The organism is Pseudomonas sp. H3(2019), assembly GCF_007713465.1.
Taxonomy (GTDB): domain Bacteria; phylum Pseudomonadota; class Gammaproteobacteria; order Pseudomonadales; family Pseudomonadaceae; genus Aquipseudomonas.
The window spans coordinates 178830-202020 of the sequence record NZ_VMSG01000008.1 but is presented as its reverse complement, the minus strand read 5'-3'; the positions used below and the strand labels follow the sequence as shown (position 1 = coordinate 202020).

Below are 23191 nucleotides of genomic sequence, written 5' to 3'. Positions count from 1 at the left end.
CCTTGCAGTGAGTACCGGGCTACCGACAACGATAGCCCGACAGCGACGAATCGGTTAGGCCTGGGTGGCCAAAACACGCCGCTCCCAGGGAGTGATTTCATCAAGAAAACTGCTCAACTCCATGGTCTTCGAAGCGATGTAGCCTTCGATGAACTCCTTGCCAAACAGTTCCTTCGCCAATTGGCTACGTGTCAGACGCTCAAGAGCAGCATGCAAGGTACACGGCAACGACAAACTGTCCGGCACTTCAAACTGGCCTTGAATGGCCGGCGTCGGCTCCAGTTCGTTTTCAATGCCATACAACCCGGCCGCCAGACTGGCGGCAATCGCCAGATACGGGTTGGCATCGGCGCCCGGTAGACGGTTCTCGACTCGACGCGCTTCTGGCGAGCTGGCTGGAATCCGCAAACCCGCCGCCCGATTGTCATAAGACCAGCAGGCATTATTCGGCGATGCGTAAGGATGGCACAGACGCTGGTAAGAGTTCACGTTCGGCGCAAACAACGCCGTGAAATCTGCCATCGCTGCCTGCTGGCCACCGATGAAATGACGGAAGATTGCAGTCGGCTGTCCAGCGTCATCGCTGAACACATTTCGGCCCGTGCCTGTCTCGACGATGCTCTGGTGAATGTGCATCGAGCTGCCCGGTGTATGCGCCAGCGGCTTGGCCATGCACACCACGGTCAGGTGGTGCTTGAGCGCGACTTCCTTGAGCAAGTGCTTGAACAGGAATGTCTGGTCAGCCAGCAGCAACGGATCACCGTGCAGCAGATTGATTTCAAACTGGCTGACGCCCATCTCGTGCATGAAGGTATCGCGCGGCAAACCCAAGGCTGCCATGCATTCGTAGACTTCATTGAAGAACGGGCGCAAACCGTTGTTGGAGCTGACACTGAATGCCGAATGACCTTCCTCGCGACGGCCGTCCAGTCCGACCGGCGGCTGGAAGGGTTGGGTCGGGTCGGTGTTCGGTGCAAAAACAAAGAACTCCATCTCGGTCGCCACGACGGGCGCCAAACCGCGAGCGGCATAACGGGCGATCACCGCTTTCAACTGACCGCGAGTCGAGAGACGCGAGCTTTCCCCGCTCAACTCATCGGCATCGCAAATGGCCAACGCACGGGGCGGCTTGCTCCAGGGCAAACGGTGAATCTGTTTCGGATCGGCATTGAGCGCCAGGTCGCCGTCTTCATTGCCGTAAAAACGTGCCGGCGGATAACCGCCCATGATGCATTGCAACAGCACGCCACGCGCCATCTGCAAACGCCGCCCCTCAAGGAATCCTTCTGCGGTCATGACCTTGCCACGCGGCACGCCATTGAGATCCGGGGTGACGCATTCAATCTCATCAATGCCCGTCAATCGCTGTGCGAGTGAACGCTGGCCATCGGTCGTCATGACTCTATCCTTGAAGTTGTGCAAGCCGCGAACGGCGACATGTACAAAATAGGCACCAGCTGTTCGGAATATCAAGCACCGGGACATAAAAATGTCCTACAAAAATGCTGCGCGCCGTGCCGGATATCAGGGCAGGTAGAGATTGAACAACCCGCCTCCCAACGGGCCGCCATTACGGATTTCGGTGCGCCCGTGCACGCCGCTGCGCTGGTGCAGTTGTGCAATACGCGCGGCGAAGTACAGACCCAGGCCGGTGCTGCCACTGGCCGGATTGATACCCTGTACGTAATCCGCCTGACGCTCGATCATCTGGGCCGGGAAACCCTCGCCGTCGTCATTGATCGACAACAGCAATTGCCCGGTTTCCTCACCGATGCTGATCAATAGCGAATGCCGGGCATGACGAATGGCATTGTTGATCGCATTGGCCAGTACCGTTCCAATCAGCTCCCGGTCAAAGAATCCGAGAGGGCTCAAGGGATCGATCTCATAAGTCACTACAATGCCACGACTCTTGAACACGTCCTGATGCGCCGCCAACTGCGCTTCGATGAAATCGTCCAGCTCGTGATAATCCGGACGCAACGGCAACTGGTTGACGCCGAGCTTGTACAACCCCAGCAACTGCACCAGCATGCCGTTCAGATGAGCGAACTCATAGTCGATCACGCCCTGCTCGGCGGTTTGCTGCTGAGCCGCAGGCAAGCGCGCAAGCCACTGTCCGTGGGCCTGCATCAGCAACGCCAGGGAGTTCTTCATGTCGTGTACGGTGGAGGCGATCACCGTGGAAAAGTCGAGCCCCTCGTCAACATCATTCATTCGCCAAACGCCTTGCTTCGCAGCTTCTGATAACGCGGATAACGCGCATCGCTCTCGGGCATCATGCCCACCATTTTCAGGCACGTACGGCACTCTTCCACCAGTGCTGAATCGAGACTGGCATCGGCCCCGTGCAACAGCGATTGCGCCATGTTGAGAGCAATACTGATGTTCTTCGGCTGCAACAACAGTGCACCGCGAAAAAGCTCCCGTGCCTCTGGCAGCGCGCCCGCCTTGTAACTGCGCACGCCCTGGCGGTTGAGATCTGCCGCCGCGTTGCCGGAGTTGAGGATCGCCGGGTCGTCGGTCTGCTCGGCGATGCCTTGCATCACCACCGGGTCATCACCGTAAATCTCTGCGCAGTTTTTCAACATCGAATTACCGGCGTCAGTCTGCCCCAGCATCTTCAACTGCTTGGCAACCAGCAACGCCGCTTCAGCGCTCATGAACTGCTCCATCCCACCCAGATGGGTCAGTGCCTGCTCCGTCAGCTTCTCAGCGGTTTCAGCATCGTTGAGCAGCAGGCTGGTGGCTTTCATCAAGCGCGCCCGGACCTGTAACCCCGGATCATTGATGTTTTCCTTGGCGACAGCGCTCAGGGTCTGGTTGATCTCCAGCCGCGTGCGGGTATCCAGACCTTTTTCGCTGCCTTTACTGATGAGCGCATGCGCCAGCCCCAGATTGCTTTCCGGGTCCTTGAAACGCGACTGCGCCCCTTGAGAGACCGCTTGACGATAGGCTTTGGCCGCACCTTCGAAGTCTTCGTTAGTCAACGCCAACTTGCCCAGCAACGATTGCCTGCGCACCGCCAATGGCGACAGGCGAACGGCCTCTTCCAGCACATTCTGCGCAGCCTTGGTGTCACCTTCAGCCACCAGCACTTCGGCCAGGCCGTCATACAGCGCCGGCATCATCGGGAAAGCCTTCAGCGCCTTTTCGTAGACGGCTTTTGCCTGAGCGACCTGGCCTCGCTTGAACATCAATCGCCCCAGACCGACATAGGCCCAAGGCAACGGGCGATCCGCCAGAATGCTGTTGTACAAGCGCTCCAGCGCCTCATTCTGATTCATGTCGCGCAACGCATCGGCGCGATAGCGCAGGCACAGCGGCGAATAGCGCGGGTCCTGCTTGCACAACTCAATGCAGGCATTCAGGACTTCAACAGGTTTACCCCGATCCAGCGCCTGCAGGATCGGCTTGAGCAACGTCTTGCGCTGCTCCAGTCGCTCCAGTCGCTGGGCCAGGCCAGCGCGGTTGAAAGGCTTGGTCAGATACGCATCCGGCTCATGCTCGAGCGCACTGAGCACCATCGCCTGACTGCTCTCGGCAGTGACCATCAGAAACACACTTTCATGGCTGATCAGCTTCTCGACCATCAGGTCTTCAAGCACCTGCTGACCATTCTTCTTGCCATCGCCAAGGTGATAATCCTGCAAGATGAAGTCGTAGCGCTTCTGCGCACACATGCGCAGCGCCACCTCACCCGTGTCGGCAGTGTCGACATCCTTGACACCCAGCTCACGCAACATCGACCTGACCGAACTACGGAAATCCGAGAAATCATCGACGATCAAAAAGCTTTTTTGGTGGTACGCCAGCATCGAAGATTCCAGGCAATTAAGAAGATGAACCCAAAGACAAATGCAGGGACCAGCTCTAAATCGCTGCCCATTGAGGCGTCGCGCAGGACAACGGCCCACCGGGTTATCGGCCGTTTGTGGCGTTCCCTTATAGGTGTCGGCAAACAATTGTGGGTTTACGTGGACGGGCTGCAAACACAGGTCAAAAAAAGCCCCGCCAGGTAATCCCGAGCGGGGCTTTTCGATGTTGTTTTCGGCTACGTCGCGGTCGCGATGATGTTGTACAGAGGTCGGAGCGCGTGCAGAAACATCGTGTGTTAGTGGTGTCCCAGGGCAGGTTCGAACTGCCAACCTTCCCCTTAGGAGGGGGATGCTCTATCCAATTGAGCTACTGAGACACATGCCGGCCGCAAGGACATGCGGCGCGATGGACGGCGTGCATGTTAACGGGCAGGCCCGGTTTTGTCATGTCGTCTGTAAGGCTTATTAAGTGTAGGCAAACGCCTGCTTCGATCACGGGCTCAGATTTGATCCGCTTTTGCGCTGATACCCTCTCGCATCAATAGAGCCAGCAAGTTGTCGACAGCAGTGGAAAGTTCACCAGAATTATCCAGCTGAAAAATCCCTTCCGGGTCTTCTCGAGCAGCATCCGTTGAAAACAAGGCATTGCGCTCAAGTCGGGATTCGATTTCCTCAGCGCTCTCACGCCCTCGCCGCTCAAGACGTCTGCGCAGAGCTTCGGTTTTGACCGTCAGCACTATGGGCAACAATGTCGGATAACGCGCCATGGCTTCGGACAAATGACCTCTTGAGCCGTTGATCAGCACATGGCGACCTTCACTCAACCACTGATCAATCTCTGCCTGAATGCCGTAATCAAGCCCATTGGCACGCCAGCACAGCGCAAAACTGCCTTCGCGCCTCATTTGAGCAAATTGCTCCGCAGTAACACCCAGAGCGTCTTCGCCGACCGATTCAGCCGACCGGGTAATCACCCTGCGTACCACAACGCAATCAAGGCCAAGCAAGGAGTCGCGGGCCGCATCGATCAGGCTGTCTTTACCGGAGCCGGACGGCCCCATCAAATAAACAAGTCTGCCGCGCATCCCTATATCACCCCTCATTGCGTGCCCGTCCTAGTAAATCGGCCATTTGCCACTATTCTGTATCTGGTAAGGAACGAAGATCGTATCCGCATAGCATGCACGCTCAGGGGCGCCCAAGCACCCATCTGTCGGGCAAAGAGAACGCGGTCAGATGTACGGGCCCGGTGACTGTTTTCAAACCAGTCCGCATTTCTGATAATTGGTGCTGGCATAACGCCTGCTTCCAGTTCAATATTTGTCACAGAATTGACGCCAATGATCTGGCAATTTTGAGGCATGATGCGGCTTCATATCAATTCAGGTTGAACATATGGCGACGAGGCTTGTCCTACATGACATCCTGCGGCCAATTCCGAGAACCGCTCCCCTGAACTAACCGGTTAAATATATGCGCCCATTGAAACAGGCAATTTATTCCAGCCGTACGGCTGACAAGTTCGTCGTACGTCTGCCAGACGGGATGCGTGAACGCATTGCCGAGGTGGCTCGCAATCATCACCGCAGCATGAATTCCGAGATCATCGCCCGCCTTGAGCAGAGTCTTATTCAGGAAGGCGCACTGGGCGAAGAATTGAGCATGCGCCTGGACAGCCCCGAGCTGTCACTGCACGAACGCGAACTGCTTCAACGTTTCCGTCAACTCTCCCACCGCCAGCAAAACGCACTGGTTTCGCTGATTGCCCATGACGCTGAAATGGCCGCAGACGCCACCTGATTGCATCCCGTAAGCTCTAGCCAGCCATGTGCTGGCTTTTTTTTGCCTGAAATTCAGCCAATTGCTTACCCAACGACAAGCTCAGTTGCCATCGACATTACGCTAACAGATTGGAAAATGAAGGCGCGCGGCCTGCTGGCTTGAGCAAGACCGCACACTAGAAACTCAGAGCAGGAAGATTGTCGCCAGCCCGAGGAAGATGAAGAAACCACCGCTGTCGGTCATGGCCGTGATCATGACGCTCGCACCCATCGCCGGATCGCGTCCGAAGCGCGCCAGGGTCATCGGAATCAAAACCCCCATCAACGCCGCCAGCAACAGGTTCAAGGTCATCGCGGCAGTCATCACCACGCCCAGCGACCAACTGCCATACAGCAGGTAGGCCACCACGCCGATTACCCCACCCCAGACCAGGCCATTGATCAAACCAACCGCCAGCTCCTTGCGCATGAGACGCGAGGTATTACCGGTGCTGACCTGATCGAGCGCCATCGCACGAACGATCATGGTGATCGTCTGGTTACCGGAGTTACCGCCAATACCGGCAACGATCGGCATCAATGCTGCCAGGGCCACCAGCTTCTCGATAGAACCTTCAAACAAACCGATTACCCGCGATGCAACAAACGCGGTAATCAGGTTGATCGCCAGCCAGGCCCAGCGGTTACGCAGGGATTTCCAGACTGACGCGAAAATATCTTCCTCTTCACGCAGACCCGCCATGTTGAGAACTTCGTTTTCGCTCTCTTCACGAATCAGGTCGACCATCTCATCGATGGTCAGACGACCAATGAGCTTGTCGTTCTTGTCGACCACCGGAGCCGAAATCAAGTCGTAACGCTCAAAAGCCTGGGCGGCATCGTAAGCGTCTTCATCCGGGTGAAAACTCACCGGATCGCTGGCCATGACTTCCGAGACCTGCTTGTCTGGATCGTTGACCAGCAGTCGCTTGATTGGCAACACCCCCTTGAGCACGCCATCGTAGTCAACCACGAACAACTTGTCGGTATGGCCTGGCAGCTCTTTGAGGCGACGCAAGTAACGCAGAACCACTTCAAGACTGACATCCTCGCGGATCGTCACCATCTCGAAGTCCATCAAAGCACCGACCTGCTCCTCGTCATAGGACAACGCGGAGCGAACGCGCTCACGCTGTTGACCATCGAGGGTCTCCATCAGCTCGTGGACGACGTCTCGCGGCAGCTCGGGGGCCAGGTCAGCGAGTTCGTCGGCATCCATCTCCTTGGCCGCCGCCAGGAGCTCGTGATCGTCCATGTCGGCAATCAGCGTTTCGCGAACCGAGTCGGATACTTCAAGCAGGATGTCGCCGTCGCGCTCGGCCTTGACCAACTGCCAGACAGTCAGACGCTCGGCAAGCGGCAAGGCTTCAAGAATGTAGGCAACGTCGGCGGAGTGCAGATCATCGAGCTTGCGTTGCAATTCGACGAGGTTTTGCCGGTGGACCAGGTTTTCGACCAGGTCGTGATGATGACCTTCCTGGCGATGAGTCAGGTCTTCGACCACCCGCTGGCGATGCAGCAGCTCAACGACTTGAGCCAGGCGGTCTTGCAGGCTTTCTTGCGTTTTCTTTACTTCAACTTCAGTCATAGGCGAACTCCACTCCCAGCAGCGGGGCACGCCGGAAGGATCAATCAGTCAATTCATGATTGGTAAAACGGGGTACTGAGTAACTACTGGGTAAGTCCATGGAGGTATTCCACAAGCCCCGGCGGGGCTGACGGGCGCAATCATACACCGCCTGAGGGCTTTAAACGTTAAAAAATCCAGCCTGAAACAAGCGCTTGCGAGACAAACCTGAGCGCTGTCCGCATCCGTGAAACTGCGACGACTCATCCTGAAAAGAAAACACACCCCCACTGAGAATTGTACTGACTACCCTTGATGATGACCGTCATGGAGGACGCCCAATGCCCAGGAAAACACTCACAACCCTGTTTATCACCCTGATCTTCCCGCCCCTGCTGACCATTGCAGCGACTGTGCATCGATGCGAAGACGCCAAGGGCCGTATCACTTACACGACGCTGAGCTGCCCTCCTGGAGAGGCACTGTCGCGGCAGAACATTTACAACCCAAGCGTTTTCACATTCGAGGCGATACTCCCCAGCGCCAACCACCAGGAAATATCAGGAATCAAAAGCGCACCGAGAGATCCGACCGTTGTCGGCCAAATGAATGACAAGTGCGGAAATCTGCTCAGCGCCAAGGAGCGTCGCGAAGCGATCATCAATCAGCGGATAGTTCCCGGCATGAGCCAGCAGGACGTTGAAAGCGCGCTGGGCAAACCAGACAAGATCAGCATTCGAAACGCGACGACGAATTATCGCTACGACAGCAAGAAAGGTCGTAGCGCGCACATCGTGTTCGATGAGAAGGGATGCGTAAAAGGCAAATCCCAGACAGCAAAAAGCCCGCGTTAGACGCAGGCTTTTTGGTGTTTGGTGCACTCGACAGGATTCGAACCTGTGACCGCTCGGTTCGTAGCCGAGTACTCCGAACCTGTGACCGCTCGGTTCGTAGCCGAGTACTCTATCCAGCTGAGCTACGAGTGCAATTTGTGTTTTTATACCAGATCACAACTGGTTGAAGCCAGGTTACCTGCATTACTGCAAACAACCCTTAAATGGTGCACTCGACAGGATTCGAACCTGTGACCGCTCGGTTCGTAGCCGAGTACTCTATCCAGCTGAGCTACGAGTGCATTTGTTGCCGCGCATTATAGGCCGTTAAATCTTTTTGTAAAGCACTTTTTCTAGTAATTTCAACAACTTACCGAAGAAGCCAGATTACAACGTACTAAATAAATAATGGCGGAGAACGGGGGATTCGAACCCCCGACACCCTTTTGAGGTGTACTCCCTTAGCAGGGGAGCGCCTTCGGCCACTCGGCCAGCTCTCCGCAACACGGGGCGTATCTTAACCAACCTTTTCCCCGTTTGCAAACATAAAAAACGATAAAAATTAATGGCTTGGTTCGTCGTCCTTCTCTTTCTTGATCCGCAGGTAGATTTCCTCACGGTGAACAGCCACCTCTTTCGGCGCGTTAACGCCGATACGCACTTGATTTCCTTTGACGCCGAGCACGGTCACGGTGATTTCGCCATCACCAATAATCAGGCTTTCTGCGCACCGACGAGTCAGAATCAGCATACCTTTCTCCTCACGCATTTCATTTCAGGGACAACAGTCTGCAAAAAAAAGGCGCTCGACCTACAACCAGAACGATCGCAGCCCTACACGCCTAAGTATTGACTAGCACGAGCAAAAGAACAGGTTTCAGTCGCGCCACTCAAAAAAACAAAGGGCGCGGTCAGACCGCGCCCTTAAGGGAGCATCACTCGCCCTGGCGGGCTGGTGCGTCCAGTTCAAAAGCTGTGTGCAGAGCGCGCACAGCCAATTCCAGGTACTTCTCTTCGATCACCACGGAAACCTTGATTTCCGAAGTCGAGATCATCTGGATGTTGATGGTTTCTTTAGCCAGGGCCTCGAACATGCGACTGGCAACGCCTGCGTGAGAGCGCATGCCGACGCCGACGATCGATACCTTGGCGATCTTGGTGTCGCCAACGACTTCACGGGCTCCGATCTCGCGAGCGGTGTTTTCCAGCACGGTCTGGGCCGCCTGGTAGTCGTTGCGGTGCACAGTGAAGGTGAAGTCGGTGGTGTTATCGTGCGCAACGTTCTGCACGATCATGTCGACTTCGATGTTCGCGGCGCTGATCGGGCCGAGAATCTTGAAGGCCACGCCCGGGGTGTCTGGCACGCCACGGATGGTCAGCTTGGCTTCATCGCGGTTGAAAGCGATGCCGGAAATGATCGGCTGTTCCATGGATTCCTCTTCATCAATAGTAATGAGGGTGCCCGGACCCTCCTTGAAGCTGTGCAGTACGCGCAGCGGAACGTTGTACTTACCGGCGAACTCGACCGCGCGGATCTGCAACACCTTGGAACCGAGGCTGGCCATTTCCAGCATCTCTTCAAAGGTGATCTTGTCCAGGCGCTGAGCCACGGACACCACGCGCGGGTCGGTAGTGTAGACGCCGTCAACATCGGTGTAGATCTGGCATTCATCAGCCTTCAAGGCCGCTGCCAGCGCCACGCCGGTGGTGTCGGAACCGCCACGACCAAGGGTGGTGATGTTGCCGTGCTCGTCGACGCCCTGGAAACCGGCGACAACCACCACGCGACCGGCCTTCAGGTCACCGCGAATCTTCTGATCATCAATCTGCAAGATACGCGCTTTATTGTGCGCGCTATCCGTCAGAATCCGTACCTGGTTGCCGGTGTACGACACCGCCGGTACGCCGCGCTTGATCAGCGCCATGGCCAGCAGTGCAATCGTCACCTGCTCACCGGTGGAAACGATGACATCCAGCTCACGCGGAACCGGTTGATCGTCGCCACTGATTTGCTTGGCCAGATCGATCAGACGGTTGGTCTCGCCGCTCATTGCAGACAGCACAACCACCAGGTCATCGCCGGCTTCGCGGAATTTCTTAACCTTGTCGGCGACCTGCTCGATTCTCTCGACAGTGCCGACTGAGGTGCCTCCAAATTTCTGTACGATCAAAGCCATTTCAAAGCCGCCTCTGCCCATGAAGGGCGCCCATTAATCACTCAAACAGCTGCGAAGCCCGCCACTAGACAACGGGCTCGGCACGCAGCCTTAAATACCCTGCTCTACAAACGGCACGGTCAGGGCCAATGCAGCATCCAGTGCGCCAGCGTCGGTACCGCCGCCTTGCGCCATGTCTGGACGACCACCGCCCTTCCCGCCCACTGCCGCAGCGGCTTGCTTCATCAAATCACCGGCTTTGAGTTGGCCAGTCAGGTCCTTGGTCACACCCGCAACCAGCACGACCTTTTCCTCATGGACACTGCCGAGCAGGATCACTGCGCGGCCGAGTTTGTTCTTCAGTTGATCGACCAGCGCCAGCAGCGTCTTGCCGTCCTGACCGTCGAGACGCACGGCCAGTACTTTCACGCCTTTGACGTCCTGGGCAGAAGCCGACAGGTCGTCGCCCGCCGCGCTGGCGGCCTTGGCTTGCAACTGCTCGAGTTGCTTTTCCAGCAGACGGTTGCGCTCAAGCACAGCCGACAGCTTGTCGATCAGGTTGTCGCGGCTGCCCTTGACCAGGTTGGCCGCTTCCTTGAGTTGCTCTTCCGCAGCGTTCAGGTAAGCCAGTGCCGCAGCGCCTGTCACCGCTTCGATACGACGTACGCCAGAAGCCACGCCGCCTTCGCTGGTGATTTTCAGCAGGCCGATGTCGCCGGTACGATTGGCGTGAATGCCACCGCACAGCTCAACGGAGAAGTCGCCCATGCTCAGTACGCGCACGCTGTCGCCGTACTTCTCGCCGAACAGCGCCATGGCGCCTTTTTGCTTGGCGGTGTCGATATCGGTTTCTTCGGTTTCAACTTCGGAGTTCTTGCGAATTTCGGCGTTGACGATTTCTTCCAGCGCTTTCAGCTGTTCAGGCTTGATCGCTTCAAAGTGGCTGAAGTCAAAGCGTAGACGCTGACTGTCGACCAGCGAGCCTTTCTGCTGAACGTGCTCGCCCAGCACCTGGCGCAATGCCGCGTGCAGCAAGTGCGTGGCGGAGTGGTTCAGCGAAGTGGCGTGACGTACGTCGGCATCCACCTGAGCCTGAACTGGCGAGCCAATAGTCAGGCTGCCCGAATCCAGCACACCGTGGTGCAGGAACGCACCGCCAGTCTTGGTGGTATCGCGCACGTCGAAACGCGCGGCACCCGCCTGCAGGTAACCGCAGTCACCGATCTGACCGCCGGATTCCGCATAGAACGGCGTCTGATCGAGAACGACCACGCCCTCTTCGCCTTCGCTCAATACGTCGACCGATTGCCCGTCTTTATACAGAGCAACAATTTTGGCCGAGCCACTGTGAGCGGTGTAACCGGTGAACTCGGTGGCTACATCAACCTTGACCAGGCTGTTGTAGTCCATGCCAAAGGAGCTGGCCGAACGGGCACGGACACGCTGGGCTTCCATTTCGCGCTCGAAACCTGCTTCGTCGATGGTCAGGCTGCGCTCGCGAGCGATGTCGCCGGTCAGGTCCATCGGGAAACCGTAGGTGTCGTACAACTTGAACACCACGTCGCCTGGCACCACATCGCCTTTGAGTTCGGCCAGATCCTGCTCGAGGATCTTCAAGCCCTGCTCCAGGGTTTTGGCGAACTGCTCTTCTTCGGCTTTCAGCACGCGCTCGATGTGCGCCTGCTGGGATTTCAGCTCTGGGAAGGCTTCGCCCATCTCGGCAACCAGTGCGCCAACGATCTGATAGAAGAAGCTGCCTTTGGCGCCCAGTTTGTTGCCGTGACGGCACGCACGACGAATGATCCGGCGCAGCACGTAACCGCGACCTTCGTTGGACGGCAGCACGCCGTCGGCGATCAGGAAACCGCAGGAACGGATGTGGTCAGCCACGACTTTCAGCGAAGCCTGGTTGTCGTTCGTGCAACCGATGGCCTTGGCCGAAGCGCTCAGCAGGCTCTGGAACAGGTCGATTTCATAGTTCGAGTGAACGTGCTGCAGCACGGCACTGATCCGCTCCAGGCCCATGCCGGTATCCACCGACGGCGCTGGCAACGGGTGCAACACGCCATCGGCGGTGCGGTTGAACTGCATGAACACGTTGTTCCAGATTTCGATGTAACGGTCGCCGTCTTCCTCTGGCGAGCCCGGTGGGCCACCCCAGATGTCGGCGCCGTGATCGTAGAAAATCTCGGTGCAAGGACCGCACGGGCCGGTATCGCCCATAGTCCAGAAGTTGTCGGAGGCGTATGGCGCGCCTTTGTTGTCACCGATACGAACCATGCGTTCGGCCGGAACCCCGACTTCCTTGGTCCAGATGTCGTACGCCTCGTCATCGCTGGCGTAGACCGTGACCCAGAGCTTTTCCTTCGGCAGGTTCAGCCACTTGTCCGAGGTCAGGAAGGTCCAGGCGTAGGTGATCGCATCACGCTTGAAGTAGTCACCGAAGCTGAAGTTACCCAGCATTTCGAAGAAGGTGTGGTGACGAGCGGTATAACCGACGTTTTCCAGGTCGTTGTGCTTGCCACCGGCGCGGACGCACTTCTGGCTGCTGACGGCGCGGGTATAGGCGCGCTTTTCCTGGCCCAGAAAGCAGTCCTTGAACTGGTTCATCCCCGCGTTAGTGAACAGCAGGGTTGGGTCGTTGCCCGGAATCAAAGAGCTGGAGGCTACACGGGTGTGGCCTTGCTCTTCGAAGAAGCGAAGGAAGGCTTCACGGATTTCTGCGCTTTTCATTAGGTTCTTCCACGGAGACTGCGGCCAAAGGCCTGTACGAATCGTCAACAGACGAAGCGACGGCAAAGGGCCGCATTATATCGGCGTTAGTGAGCAGGTACAGTGTGTTTGTACGATACAAACAGTCAATTGGACGGCTAACACCTTCAGTTTTGCGAAAACTCGACGAAAGTCGCGATCACCTGCTCGATCTGCGCCCGGCTGACATCCATGTGAGTGACCATGCGCAAACGTGAAGCGGCGCTGAGCTTGATCCCGCGCTCACCGGCAAACGCCTTGAGCGCCTCGCATTTATCGCCCATTTGCACGTAGACCATATTGGTCTGTACCGGCTCGACTGCATACCCCGCCGCGCTCAGACCTTCAGCCAGAAACTGCGCATTGGCGTGGTCATCCGCCAGGCGTTGCACATTGTGATCCAGCGCATACAAGCCTGCCGCTGCGAGGATGCCGGCCTGACGCATGCCGCCGCCCACCATCTTGCGCAGGCGTCGGGCCTTGCCGATCAACTCGGCCGAACCACAGAGCACCGATCCGATCGGAGCGCCAAGGCCTTTGGACAGGCACACCGACACCGAATCGAAGTGCCGAGTGATTTCCCGCGCATCGACGCCCAGCCTGACCGCTGCGTTGTACAACCGCGCGCCGTCCAGGTGCAGCGACAGACCGTGCTCACGGGTAAAACTACGAGCCCGCGCCAGATATTCCAGCGGCAATACTTTGCCTTGCATGGTGTTTTCCAGCGCCAGCAGCCGGGTCCGGGCAAAGTGGAAGTCGTCCGGCTTGATCGCTGCTGCCACCTGAGCCAGGTCCAGCGAACCGTCGGCTTGAAATTCCAGCGGCTGCGGCTGGATCGAGCCCAACACCGCGGCCCCGCCACCTTCGTACTTATAGGTGTGCGCCTGCTGGCCAACAATGTACTCGTCACCGCGCTCGCAATGGGCCATCAACCCCAGCAGGTTGCTCATGGTACCCGTCGGCACGAACAACGCCGCGGCAAAGCCCAGGCGCCTGGCCAGTCCGGCCTCAAGCTGATTGACCGTCGGATCTTCGCCGTAGACGTCATCCCCGGTGGCCGCCTTGGCCATCGCGTTAAGCATCCCTGCGGTCGGTTGGGTGACGGTGTCGCTGCGAAGATCGATAACACTCATGAATCAGGCCTCGGAATAGGACGCTAACGTCGCTGCTGATAAGGGAAATCTCTTTCGAAGAGGATTACTGCGGCCAATGCCTTGATTAATCAAGGCCCGGGCCAGGAAAAGCCAGCTCAAGCCAACGGAAAAACCGATGTATATCGTCAGAAAGCAGCGATGCGCAGCCCACAAATATGTGTTAAAAACTCTCCGCCGCCAGAAAACCTGGCAGCAAAACGTTCTCAGGGCGGGGTGTAACTCCCCACCGGCGGTAATTGCGCGCAATGCGCATAGCCCGCGAGCGCTTGGTGTCACCGATGCTTCGGCAGCAGGTGACGGCAAGGTCAGCAGACCCGGTGTGATCCCGGGGCCGACGGTCATAGTCCGGATGAAGAGAGAACGGGATTGGCACCAAAGGGCCGTCCGTGGGCAACGCGCATACACTGCACGTCTGACCTGCACGTACCCTTAAATCCCATTCGATTCATAACGCCCTGTTTTTCACACAAACAGGAGTCAGAACAGATGCAACCCACCGCAATCGATAGCAAAAGCAAAAACCATCCGGTTGAGCGCGTAGCGTTTATCCAGGCATGCTGGCACAAGGAAATCGTTGATCAGAGCCGTAATGGCTTCGTCAGCGAGATGGTCGCCCAGGGCTATCAGGAATCGGATATCGACTTTTTTGAAGTCGGCGGCGCCTTTGAAATTCCACTGCACGCCAAGCTGCTGGCCAAATCCGGTCGTTACGCCGGCATCGTCGCTGCAGGTTTAGTGGTTGACGGCGGCATCTACCGTCACGAATTCGTCGCCCAGTCGGTGATCAGCGGCCTGATGCAGGTTCAACTGGAAACTGAAGTGCCGGTGTTCTCGGTCGTGCTGACCCCGCACCACTTCCATGCCGGCGAAGAGCACCAGAAGTTCTTCTTCGAGCACTTCGTGCACAAGGGCCAGGAAGCGGCAAAGACCTGCGCCGACACGCTGCACAAGACGCGTGCGCTGCGTCGCACTGAACACCGCGCAGTAGCGGTCTAAACACCGCAAAAACCTGTGGGAGCGAGCCTGCTCGCGATGGCGGTGGGTCAGTCAACATTTATGTCGGCTGACACTCCCTCATCGCGAGCAGGCTCGCTCCCACATTGGTTCCAGGGTGACTTCAGACCAGGTTCTCGCCGGTGCTCGGCACGATCAAAATCCCGGCGCGCAGGCCGTTTTTGACTTTCGGGTTCGGGAAGATGATTCGCGCCCCCTCCTCCTCGACGATCCAGCGGGTCTGGGCGATGTCTTCGGCCAGCAGATAACCCTTTTTCAGCTCCGAGAAGTTCTCGACATCCGCCGGCAGGTTCAAGTGGAAGCTGTCACTGTGCTTGATGATTTCCCGCGCCACGCTGAACAGCTGCAAACCCTCCAGGCTCTCTTCTGCCAACGCAGGCTCGGTGCCTTCGATGATCTGCTTCAAAAGGGTTTCAAGGCGCGAGACGTTGACCCCGTCGTTCTGCCCGAACGGCCGGGCCTTGCCCAGCTCAAGAGTGAAAGACTCGGCATCGAGCTTGTCGTAGGTGTACGAACTGAAAACGATGGACGGCTTGTTCTGCAACAGCACCGCCTCCATGCCGGCAGCGCGCAGGCGGGCCAGTTCATGACGGGAATGCTGGCGACCTTCTTTCCAGGGATACAACGCGAACTGCTCGATCTTCGAGCCACGGATCGCGGTGTGCAGGTCGTAGTGCAAACGGTCGCGGTCGGGCAGGTTGAAGAAACTCGCTGCCAGACGCTCCAGCTCACAGGCTCGCAACGCTTCAGAGCCACTGCTGAGTTCGTGACGGCCATTGAACAGCCGATTGACGTCCTGCTCGATAAAACGCTCGCCGCGACGCATGGCCTCGGGGTTGCCGAACAGGAACAGAATACGTGCGCGCGGCTTCAACTCTCCGCGGGCGATGTCATGCAACAGGCGATCGAGCAACTCGATCGGCGCTGTTTCGTTACCGTGGATGCCGGCCGACAACAGCAAGTCCAGGCCATTGTCGCGAGCCTCGGGGGGCCGGACTTCCAGCGCCCCTTCGCTCAGCCAGCGCATCCGCACGCCTTCGACAGTCAGTTGAGTCTTCTCCGCCGGTTCACGGCCGGCGAGGGTCAGTTCAAGCAGTTTGCCGAGGGCGAGCATAGAGCGAATTCCTTAGTGATCGTGTTTGCAATCCGGGCCGTGCACGTGGTCTTCGTCACCGATTTCAGCCGGTTCCATTTCCAGTTGCAGACTTACCAGATTAGTCGCCAATGGGCGCAACAGCAGGTTGGCGTATTCGGCATCACCTTCTTCGACGTCAACGCCGATCAGCAGCTGGCCACGGCCGTCGTGCTGGATCCACAACTCTTTGCCCTGCCACATTACCGCAACGCGGGTGCAAGAGGTTTCCAGCTGAGTGCCGTCGGTGTCTTCAAGAATCAGCTGCAGGGTATCGCTCATTTTTACGTTCTCATCGGGAGATAAAGCAACGCGTCCGGCGCTTCATGAGCAGGACGCGGGCTTTCAATTGATCTGGAATGGATAAACCGCGCCCAGTTTAAGGATTTGCGTCAGTTCATCCAGTGCCGTCCGGCACTCAAGCAACAATTGTGGGTCCGCCAGATCGCTTTCGGTCATGCGGTCACGGTAGTGCTTGTCGACCCATTGGGTCAGCGTGCCATACAACGGCGGGGTCATGATAACCCCTGGGTTGACGGCTGCCAGCTCAGTTTCATTCAGTGCGACACGCAACCGCAGGCAAGCCGGGCCACCGCCGTTCTGCATGCTTTGCTTGAGATCGAAGACTTTCACTTCGCGAATCAGGCCGCCAGAGCTGGTCAGCTCTTGCAGGTACTGCCAGACGCGTGGGTTGTTCTGGCACTCTTGCGGCACGATCAGCAGCATCGAACCGTCAGCGCGCGACAGCAACTGGCTGTTGAACAGGTAAGAACGCACGGCGTCTTCGACCGACACCTGGGAACGCGGCACGCAGATCGCCTTGAACTGGCCGCCACGCTTGGCCAGCTTGGCCGACAGCTCAGCCAGCATCTGCTCGGTGTCGAGGAATGCGTCCTCGTGATAGAACAGCGCTTCACCGTTACCGACCGCGATCACGTCGTTGTGGAACACGCCCTGGTCGATCACCGAAGGATTCTGTTGGGCGTACACCACGCCGTCATCGCTCAAGCCGTGCAGACGGGCAACCGCTTGCGAAGCTTCGAGGGTCTGACGCGCAGGGTACTTCTGCGGTGCCGGGTAGCGGGTATCGAACGCGCTGCGACCGAACACGAAGAACTCGACACCGGCTTCACCGTATTCACGACAGAAGCGCGTGTGGTTGGCGGCGCCTTCGTCACCGAACTGCGCCACAGCAGGCAATGCTGCGTGATGGGCGAAGTGTTTCTGGTCGGCGAACATCGCCCCCAGCACGCGGCTGGTGGTCGGGTGCTCGATGCTGCGGTGATATTTGCAGTTGAGGTTGGCGGCGGTGAAATGCACACGACCGTCGGCGGTATCAGCGCTCGGGCTGACGGTGGCGGCGTTGGCCACCCACATGCTCGACGCCGAGCAGCTGGCAACCAGCAATGGCATCGCCTGTTTGGCGGCTTGCTCGATCACTTGAGCGTCAGTGCCGCTGAAACCCAGGCTGCGCAGCGCGCCGACATCCGGACGCTCTTGCGGCGCGAGAACGCCTTGCTGAAAGCCCATTTCCATCAGCGCTTTCATTTTCGCCAGGCCTTGCAGCGCCGCTTCCTTCGGATTGGAAGACTGCTGGCTGTTGCTCTGGGACGCGACGTTGCCGTAGGACAGACCGCCGTAGTTATGGGTCGGCCCCACTAGACCGTCAAAATTGACTTCATAGGATTTCATCAGCGAGGCTCCACGAAAATCTGTTGTTATAGGCTTCAGTAACTGTTCTTCAAGACCGAGGCGCGGCCATCGTCGGATCGCCGCCCGGAGCAAGCTCGCTCCCACAGGGATTTCATCGCCCTTGTGGGAGCGAGCTTGCTCGCGATTGGGTATCACGCCATTTTTACGCCAGGCGTCAGGGCGGCCGGCAAGGTCAGGCTTGGGGTTTCCAGCGAGGCCACCGGGTACGCGCAGTAATCCGCGGCGTAATAGGCACTGGCGCGATGGTTGCCCGAGGCACCCACACCGCCGAACGGTGCGCTGCTCGCGGCGCCGGTCAGCTGTTTGTTCCAGTTGACGATACCGGCGCGGCTTTCCAGCCAGAACTGCTGATAACGCGCTTCGGAATCCGACAGCAAACCTGCCGCCAGACCGTATTGGGTGTTGTTGGCTTCAGCGATTGCCGCCTCGAAATCAGCGTAACGGATCACTTGCAGCAACGGGCCGAACAGCTCTTCGTCAGGGCGATCGGCAACCGCGCTCACATCAAGAATGCCCGGGGTCAGCAACGCGGCGTTAGCCTGAGGCTGGGTCATTTCCAGCAGCGACACGGCGCCGTTGGCGAGCAAATGTTCTTGCGCATCCATCAGTGCCTTGGCAGCGGCCAGAGAAACCACCGAGCCCATGAACGGTGCCGGTTGCTGATCAAATGCGCCGACGTCAATGGTCGCACTGACCGCCACCAGACGCGCCAGCAGCGTGTCGCCCCAGGCGCCTTGCGGTACCAGCAAGCGACGGGCGCAGGTGCAACGCTGACCGGCAGAAATAAACGCCGACTGAATGATCGTGTACACCGCAGCATCAAGGTCTGCGACCTGATCGACCACCAGCGGGTTGTTGCCGCCCATCTCCAGCGCGAGGATCTTGTCCGGACGACCGGAGAACTGCGCATGCAGGTGGTTGCCGGTACGGCTGGAACCAGTGAAGAACAGACCGTCGATACCCGGATTGGCCGCCAGGGCGATCCCGGTTTCACGCGCGCCTTGCAAGAGGTTCAGCACGCCAGCAGGCAGGCCGGCTTCGATCCAGCACTTGACCGTCAGTTCGGCAACTTTCGGGGTCAGTTCGCTTGGCTTGAACAGCACGCTGTTACCGGCCAGTAGCGCCGGAACGATGTGACCGTTCGGCAAATGCCCAGGGAAGTTGTAAGGACCAAACACCGCCACCACGCCATGAGGCTTGTGGCGTAGCACGGCAGTGGCGTCACCCAGCGGGCCGCTCTTCTCGCCGGTACGCTCGCGGTAGCTCTGCACCGAAATGGCGATCTTGTTGACCATGCTGGTCACTTCAGTCGCAGCTTCCCACAGCGGCTTGCCGGTTTCTTCACCGATGCAGTGAGCCAGTTCGTCAGCGTGTTTTTTCAGGCTGGCGGCAAACGCTTCCAGCACGCCGATGCGATCTTCCAGGGAGCGTTTGGCCCAGGCCGGGAAGGCCTGACGCGCAGCTTGCACGGCGCTCTCGACCTGAGCGGCGCTGGCACCCTGCCCCGACCACAGCACGTGCTGGGTGACCGGGTTCAGCGATTCGAACGTGTCACCCTGGCCAGGCAGCCACTCACCGGCGATGTATAGCGAATTCATTATTTCGACTCCCGAGCAGCAGACAACGGCACGGCACGTACTTGATCGCCGGCATTGAGTTGAAGACGTTTGGCGGTCAACGGGTCAACCACCAGGGTACCGGCGGCAAAGCGTGCGGGAGCGGCAGTGATCCGGCAGTCTTCGCGTTTGCGGTTGTGAATCAAAAATGGTGTGGCGTCGTCACCCGGGGTGCCGATGGCCAGTACCAGCGCCTGGCTGTCGCGGACCGCACGGATCTTGCCGGTTTCGCATTCAACGGCCGGGCCGGCGTCGAAGATGTCGACGTAACCCTGATAGCTGAACCCTTCGCTCTTGAGCATCGCCAGCGCCGGCTCGGTGTCAGGATGAACCTTACCGATCACATTGCGCGCGTCTTCAGAGAGGAAGCAGGTGTACAACGGGAATTTCGGCATCAGCTCGGCGATGAACGCCTTGTTGCCCACGCCCGTCAGGTAATCGGCCTGGCTGAATTCCATTTTGAAGAAGTGCCGACCCAGGCTTTCCCAGAACGGCGATCGGCCGGCTTCATCGGACACACCGCGCATCTCGGCAATGATCTTGTTGCCGAACAGCTCCGGGAATTCGGCGATGAACAGCATCCGCGCCTTGGCCAACATGCGGCCGTTGAGGCCGGATCGGAAGTCGGCGTGCAGGAACAACGAGCACAGCTCGGAATTGCCAGTCAGGTCGTTGGCCAGGAACAGCGTCGGGATTTCACGGTAGATGTTCAGCTCTTGCGACGCGCTGACGGTCAGACCGACCCGGAAGTTGTACCAAGGCTCACGCAGGCCGACAGCGCCGGCAATCGCGGAAATACCGACCACGCGACCATTATCGTCTTCAAGCACGAACAGGTAGTCCGCGTCGCCGCGCCCCGCTTCGCCGCGAAAGGTCTTTTCAGCCCAGCCAACCCGATGAGCCAGACGCTCCTCGTTGGCCGGCAAGGTGGTCAGGCCGGTGCCGGTGCTGCGGGCCAGGTCGATCAGCGCGGGTAAATCGCTGCTGCGTACGGGACGAACGATCATGCTATCTCCTTAAACGGGTCGCTCAGGCCACCCGCAAAACTCGCTGCTCTTAAGCCTGAAATCGGGCCTTAAACTGCCACCAGACGCACGCTGGCACCTTCACCGACGCCCAAGGCCTCGGCGGCTTCAAGATCCAGGGTTACCGGTTTGCCCGGCGCATAATCCAGCTCGAGCAATACCGCGCGGTAATCCTGCAATTGGGCATTGGCCACCAGGTACTGACGACCGGCGCCTTTGACCGGTTCGCCGATTTTCACCGGCACTACACGGCTCTGGGCGATCGAGCGGATCCCCGAGACACGTGCGTGCAGGGTCGGGCCACCGTCGAAAATGTCGATGTAGTGATCGGTCTCGAAGCCTTCGCGCATCAGGATGTCGAAGGTGATCTGCGCCCGTGGGTGCACCTGGCCCATCGCCTCTTGGGCGGCGTCCGGCAGCAGCGGCACGTAGATTGGATAATGCGGCATCAGTTCGGCGAGGAAGGTCCGGCTCTTGAGCCCGCACAGACGCTCGGCTTCGGCGTAGTTGAGGTCGAAGAAGTTGCGACCGATGGCATCCCAGAACGGCGAATCGCCATTTTCGTCGCTGTAACCGACGATTTCGGTGACCACCGAATCGGCGAAACGCTCCGGATGGCTGGCGACGAACAGCAGGCGACCGCGAGAGTTGAGTTCCGACCAGGCCGAACCGACCAGCTCCGGCAGCACGTAGAAGCTGGTCAGCAGGCTGTTGCCGGTCAGGTCGTGGCACTGGGAGAGCACATGAATCTTGTTATGAATCTTCAGCTCGCGAGAGGCGTGCACGAAGGTTTCATTACGGAAACTGTAGAACGGCTCGGAATAACCGGCCGACGCGACGATGGCCGAGCAGCCCGCCAGTTTGCCGGTGGCGGTGTCTTCGAGGACGAAGAAGTAGCTCTCTTCACCGTTGAAGCTGACTTCGGCAGCGAACGAGGCTTCGCTTGCTGCGATCTTGTCGCTCAGGCGTTCGACATCATCCGGTAAGGAGGTGACACCAATCGGGCTGTCCGCAGCCAGACGCTGTACCTCGCCCAGATCAGCCATTTGCGCGGGACGCATCACCAGCATGGTGTCACTCCTTACTTAACATCAGGTCGACGAAAGGCGCCGACTCGGGGAAAAAAATGCCGGGCAGGCCCGGCACAGGAAAATTGTCTCGGCGCCTGTCCCTAAGAATAGGCGCCGAGCGGTACCGCAGCCTGAATCAGGCTTGAGTCAGTTTGGCCACGGCGCGCTCGAAGCGCTCCAGGCCCTCTTCGATGTCTGCGTCTTCAACCACCAGGCTTGGCGCGAAGCGAATCACGTCCGGGCCGGCTTGCAGAATCATCAGGCCTTCTTTTTCAGCCGCGTTGAACACGTCCTTGGCCTTGCCTTTCCAGGCCTCGCTCAAGACGCAGCCGAGCAGCAGGCCCAGGCCACGCACTTGGGTGAACAGGCCGTACTTGGCGCCGATCTGCTCCAGGCGAGACTTGAACAGGTCGTGCTTGGCTTTGACGCCATTCAGCACTTGCGGCGTGTTGACCACGTCGATCACCGCTTCAGCGACGGCGCACGCCAACGGGTTGCCACCGTAAGTGGTGCCGTGGGTGCCGACCACCAGGTGTTTGGCCAGCGCTTCGCTGGTCAGCATCGCCGCGATCGGGAAACCGCCGCCCAGGCTCTTGGCGCTGGTCAGGATGTCCGGCGTCACGCCGTAATGCTGGTAGGCGAACAGCTCGCCGCTGCGGCCCATACCGGTTTGTACTTCGTCGAAAATCAGCAGTGCGTTGTGTTGGGTGCACAGCTCGCGGGCGCCTTGCAGGTACGCAAGATCAGCCGGCAATACGCCGCCTTCGCCCTGAATCGGCTCCAGCACTACCGCGCAGGTTTTGTCGGAAATGGCCGCTTTGAGCGCGTCCAGATCGTTGAACTTGACGTGAGTGATGCCGGTGATTTTCGGACCGAAACCGTCGGAGTACTTCGACTGGCCACCGACGTTCACGGTGAACAGCGTACGGCCGTGGAAGCTGTTGAGCGCGGCGATGATTTCGTACTTCTCTGGACCGAAACGATCGTGAGCCACACGACGGGCCAGCTTGAAGGCGGCCTCGTTGGCTTCGGCGCCAGAGTTGCAGAAGAACACGCGTTCGGCGAAGGTCGCATCGATCAGCTTATGGGCCAGGCGCAGGGCCGGCTCATTGGTGAACACGTTGGACACGTGCCACAGCTTGTTCGCTTGCTCGGTCAAGGCACCGACCAGTGCCGGGTGCGCATGGCCCAATACGTTAACCGCAATCCCGCCGGCGAAGTCGATCAGCTCGCGGCCAGACTGGTCCCAAACACGGGAACCGGCGCCACGTACCGGAATGAAAGCGGCAGGCGCATAGTTGGGAACCATTACCTGGTCAAAATCGGCGCGTTGTACCGCAGCGTGCTCAACGGACATCGGAGTCTCCTGATGAGAAACACCCGCCTGAAACTGGCGAGCGATGGGGGGATTGTAAGGACAGTTTTCAGCCCGGCCTTGCCGCCAAGCGACAACTTCTTATAGCGCAAACCCCGGATTTCTCCGGGTTTACGGCAATGCGACAAATAGCGTCGCAAAGGCGCA

Annotated in this window: 19 protein-coding genes, 4 tRNA genes and 1 riboswitch; of the genes, 3 read left to right on the top strand and 20 right to left on the bottom strand. The window is 58.6% G+C overall.

The genetic code is table 11. The annotated features are described in order from the left end of the window. Window positions 1–54: 54 nt before the first annotated feature. From FPT12_RS10920 to phnN, 5 genes are all read right to left on the bottom strand, one after another. Window positions 55–1296 (bottom strand): glutamine synthetase family protein, encoded by a 1242-nt coding sequence (locus tag FPT12_RS10920; RefSeq protein WP_178098712.1) that lies wholly within the window; start codon window positions 1294–1296, stop codon window positions 55–57. A 228-nt stretch (window positions 1297–1524) separates the two neighbouring features. Beyond that, window positions 1525–2217 carry a sensor histidine kinase KdpD gene (locus tag FPT12_RS10915; RefSeq protein WP_145016268.1) on the bottom strand — a complete coding sequence of 231 codons (693 nt, stop codon included), beginning with the start codon at window positions 2215–2217 and terminating at the stop codon, window positions 1525–1527. Beyond that, complete coding sequence (locus FPT12_RS10910; RefSeq protein ID WP_145016267.1) at window positions 2214–3818, bottom strand: tetratricopeptide repeat-containing response regulator; 1605 nt, start codon at window positions 3816–3818, stop codon at window positions 2214–2216. Before FPT12_RS10910 ends, FPT12_RS10915 begins: the two co-directional genes overlap by 4 nt. Before the next feature lie 300 nt (window positions 3819–4118). Beyond that, window positions 4119–4195, bottom strand: a tRNA-Arg gene (locus FPT12_RS10905). Between the two features lie 123 nt (window positions 4196–4318). Next, on the bottom strand, window positions 4319–4903 hold the full coding sequence (gene phnN, locus FPT12_RS10900) for a phosphonate metabolism protein/1,5-bisphosphokinase (PRPP-forming) PhnN (RefSeq protein ID WP_145016266.1): 585 nt from the start codon (window positions 4901–4903) through the stop codon (window positions 4319–4321). Window positions 4904–5291: 388 nt separating this feature from the next. Here phnN and FPT12_RS10890 point away from each other — a divergent pair, with 388 nt between their 5' ends. Further along, the gene (locus tag FPT12_RS10890; RefSeq protein ID WP_003204761.1) at window positions 5292–5618 is read left to right on the top strand and encodes an Arc family DNA-binding protein; all 327 of its coding nucleotides are present in this window, start codon (window positions 5292–5294) and stop codon (window positions 5616–5618) included. Window positions 5619–5783: 165 nt separating this feature from the next. Here the strand turns inward: FPT12_RS10890 and mgtE are convergent, their stop codons facing one another. Beyond that, window positions 5784–7226 carry a magnesium transporter gene (gene mgtE / locus FPT12_RS10885; RefSeq protein WP_145016264.1) on the bottom strand — a complete coding sequence of 481 codons (1443 nt, stop codon included), beginning with the start codon at window positions 7224–7226 and terminating at the stop codon, window positions 5784–5786. 320 nt (window positions 7227–7546) lie between these two features. On the opposite strand from mgtE, the gene FPT12_RS10880 reads away from it, so the two are divergent. Next, window positions 7547–8059, top strand: a complete 513-nt coding sequence (locus FPT12_RS10880; RefSeq protein WP_145016263.1) for a cell envelope protein SmpA — start codon at window positions 7547–7549, stop codon at window positions 8057–8059. A gap of 19 nt (window positions 8060–8078) precedes the next feature. On the opposite strand, the gene FPT12_RS10875 is transcribed toward FPT12_RS10880, so the two are convergent. From FPT12_RS10875 to ltaE, 7 genes are all read right to left on the bottom strand, one after another. Then, window positions 8079–8191: transfer RNA gene (locus FPT12_RS10875), tRNA-OTHER, on the bottom strand. Between the two features lie 72 nt (window positions 8192–8263). Continuing rightward, window positions 8264–8340 (bottom strand) — tRNA-Arg (locus tag FPT12_RS10870). Window positions 8341–8447: 107 nt separating this feature from the next. Beyond that, window positions 8448–8538: transfer RNA gene (locus tag FPT12_RS10865), tRNA-Ser, on the bottom strand. A 62-nt stretch (window positions 8539–8600) separates the two neighbouring features. Next, window positions 8601–8789, bottom strand: a complete 189-nt coding sequence (gene csrA, locus FPT12_RS10860) for a carbon storage regulator CsrA (RefSeq protein WP_003178872.1) — start codon at window positions 8787–8789, stop codon at window positions 8601–8603. Between the two features lie 184 nt (window positions 8790–8973). Next, the gene (locus tag FPT12_RS10855; protein ID WP_071553787.1) at window positions 8974–10215 is read right to left on the bottom strand and encodes an aspartate kinase; all 1242 of its coding nucleotides are present in this window, start codon (window positions 10213–10215) and stop codon (window positions 8974–8976) included. A 90-nt stretch (window positions 10216–10305) separates the two neighbouring features. Further along, window positions 10306–12927 (bottom strand): alanine--tRNA ligase, encoded by a 2622-nt coding sequence (alaS, locus tag FPT12_RS10850; protein WP_145016262.1) that lies wholly within the window; start codon window positions 12925–12927, stop codon window positions 10306–10308. A 146-nt stretch (window positions 12928–13073) separates the two neighbouring features. After that, the gene (gene ltaE / locus FPT12_RS10845) at window positions 13074–14078 is read right to left on the bottom strand and encodes a low-specificity L-threonine aldolase (protein ID WP_145016261.1); all 1005 of its coding nucleotides are present in this window, start codon (window positions 14076–14078) and stop codon (window positions 13074–13076) included. 216 nt (window positions 14079–14294) lie between these two features. Then, window positions 14295–14465, top strand: a riboswitch (FMN riboswitch). Between the two features lie 120 nt (window positions 14466–14585). On the opposite strand from ltaE, the gene FPT12_RS10840 reads away from it, so the two are divergent. Next, on the top strand, window positions 14586–15095 hold the full coding sequence (locus FPT12_RS10840) for a 6,7-dimethyl-8-ribityllumazine synthase (protein ID WP_145016260.1): 510 nt from the start codon (window positions 14586–14588) through the stop codon (window positions 15093–15095). A 121-nt stretch (window positions 15096–15216) separates the two neighbouring features. Here FPT12_RS10840 and astE read toward each other — a convergent pair whose 3' ends face one another. The 7 genes from astE to FPT12_RS10805 form a co-directional block, all read right to left on the bottom strand. Beyond that, complete coding sequence (gene astE / locus FPT12_RS10835; RefSeq protein ID WP_145016259.1) at window positions 15217–16227, bottom strand: succinylglutamate desuccinylase; 1011 nt, start codon at window positions 16225–16227, stop codon at window positions 15217–15219. 12 nt (window positions 16228–16239) lie between these two features. After that, a complete protein-coding gene (locus FPT12_RS10830) occupies window positions 16240–16527 on the bottom strand; it encodes a hypothetical protein (RefSeq protein ID WP_019693158.1) in 288 nt (95 codons plus the stop codon). Between the two features lie 63 nt (window positions 16528–16590). Next, complete coding sequence (gene astB, locus FPT12_RS10825; RefSeq protein ID WP_019693159.1) at window positions 16591–17937, bottom strand: N-succinylarginine dihydrolase; 1347 nt, start codon at window positions 17935–17937, stop codon at window positions 16591–16593. Between the two features lie 152 nt (window positions 17938–18089). Next, window positions 18090–19559, bottom strand: coding sequence for a succinylglutamate-semialdehyde dehydrogenase (astD, locus tag FPT12_RS10820; RefSeq protein ID WP_178098711.1), 1470 nt, complete (start codon window positions 19557–19559; stop codon window positions 18090–18092). Then, on the bottom strand, window positions 19556–20581 hold the full coding sequence (astA, locus tag FPT12_RS10815) for an arginine N-succinyltransferase (protein ID WP_145016257.1): 1026 nt from the start codon (window positions 20579–20581) through the stop codon (window positions 19556–19558). Before astA ends, astD begins: the two co-directional genes overlap by 4 nt. 68 nt (window positions 20582–20649) lie before the next feature. Further along, window positions 20650–21669: an arginine/ornithine succinyltransferase subunit alpha gene (aruF, locus tag FPT12_RS10810; RefSeq protein ID WP_145016256.1), complete on the bottom strand. Its 1020-nt coding sequence runs from the start codon at window positions 21667–21669 to the stop codon at window positions 20650–20652. 136 nt (window positions 21670–21805) lie between these two features. Further along, window positions 21806–23026 (bottom strand): aspartate aminotransferase family protein, encoded by a 1221-nt coding sequence (locus FPT12_RS10805; RefSeq protein WP_145016255.1) that lies wholly within the window; start codon window positions 23024–23026, stop codon window positions 21806–21808. Window positions 23027–23191 lie beyond the last annotated feature (165 nt).

Excerpts from the sequence above, each read along its gene's own strand:
- FPT12_RS10920 (WP_178098712.1), bottom strand. The coding sequence starts at position 1,296 with ATGACCGCAGAAGGATTCCTTGAGGGGCGGCGTTTGCAGATGGCGCGT.
- FPT12_RS10915 (WP_145016268.1), bottom strand. The coding sequence starts at position 2,217 with ATGAATGATGTTGACGAGGGGCTCGACTTTTCCACGGTGATCGCCTCC.
- FPT12_RS10910 (WP_145016267.1), bottom strand. The coding sequence starts at position 3,818 with ATGCTGGCGTACCACCAAAAAAGCTTTTTGATCGTCGATGATTTCTCG.
- phnN (WP_145016266.1), bottom strand. The coding sequence starts at position 4,903 with ATGCGCGGCAGACTTGTTTATTTGATGGGGCCGTCCGGCTCCGGTAAA.
- FPT12_RS10890 (WP_003204761.1), top strand. The coding sequence starts at position 5,292 with ATGCGCCCATTGAAACAGGCAATTTATTCCAGCCGTACGGCTGACAAG.
- mgtE (WP_145016264.1), bottom strand. The coding sequence starts at position 7,226 with ATGACTGAAGTTGAAGTAAAGAAAACGCAAGAAAGCCTGCAAGACCGC.
- FPT12_RS10880 (WP_145016263.1), top strand. The coding sequence starts at position 7,547 with ATGCCCAGGAAAACACTCACAACCCTGTTTATCACCCTGATCTTCCCG.
- csrA (WP_003178872.1), bottom strand. The coding sequence starts at position 8,789 with ATGCTGATTCTGACTCGTCGGTGCGCAGAAAGCCTGATTATTGGTGAT.
- FPT12_RS10855 (WP_071553787.1), bottom strand. The coding sequence starts at position 10,215 with ATGGCTTTGATCGTACAGAAATTTGGAGGCACCTCAGTCGGCACTGTC.
- alaS (WP_145016262.1), bottom strand. The coding sequence starts at position 12,927 with ATGAAAAGCGCAGAAATCCGTGAAGCCTTCCTTCGCTTCTTCGAAGAG.
- ltaE (WP_145016261.1), bottom strand. The coding sequence starts at position 14,078 with ATGAGTGTTATCGATCTTCGCAGCGACACCGTCACCCAACCGACCGCA.
- FPT12_RS10840 (WP_145016260.1), top strand. The coding sequence starts at position 14,586 with ATGCAACCCACCGCAATCGATAGCAAAAGCAAAAACCATCCGGTTGAG.
- astE (WP_145016259.1), bottom strand. The coding sequence starts at position 16,227 with ATGCTCGCCCTCGGCAAACTGCTTGAACTGACCCTCGCCGGCCGTGAA.
- FPT12_RS10830 (WP_019693158.1), bottom strand. The coding sequence starts at position 16,527 with ATGAGCGATACCCTGCAGCTGATTCTTGAAGACACCGACGGCACTCAG.
- astB (WP_019693159.1), bottom strand. The coding sequence starts at position 17,937 with ATGAAATCCTATGAAGTCAATTTTGACGGTCTAGTGGGGCCGACCCAT.
- astA (WP_145016257.1), bottom strand. The coding sequence starts at position 20,581 with ATGATCGTTCGTCCCGTACGCAGCAGCGATTTACCCGCGCTGATCGAC.
- aruF (WP_145016256.1), bottom strand. The coding sequence starts at position 21,669 with ATGCTGGTGATGCGTCCCGCGCAAATGGCTGATCTGGGCGAGGTACAG.
- FPT12_RS10805 (WP_145016255.1), bottom strand. The coding sequence starts at position 23,026 with ATGTCCGTTGAGCACGCTGCGGTACAACGCGCCGATTTTGACCAGGTA.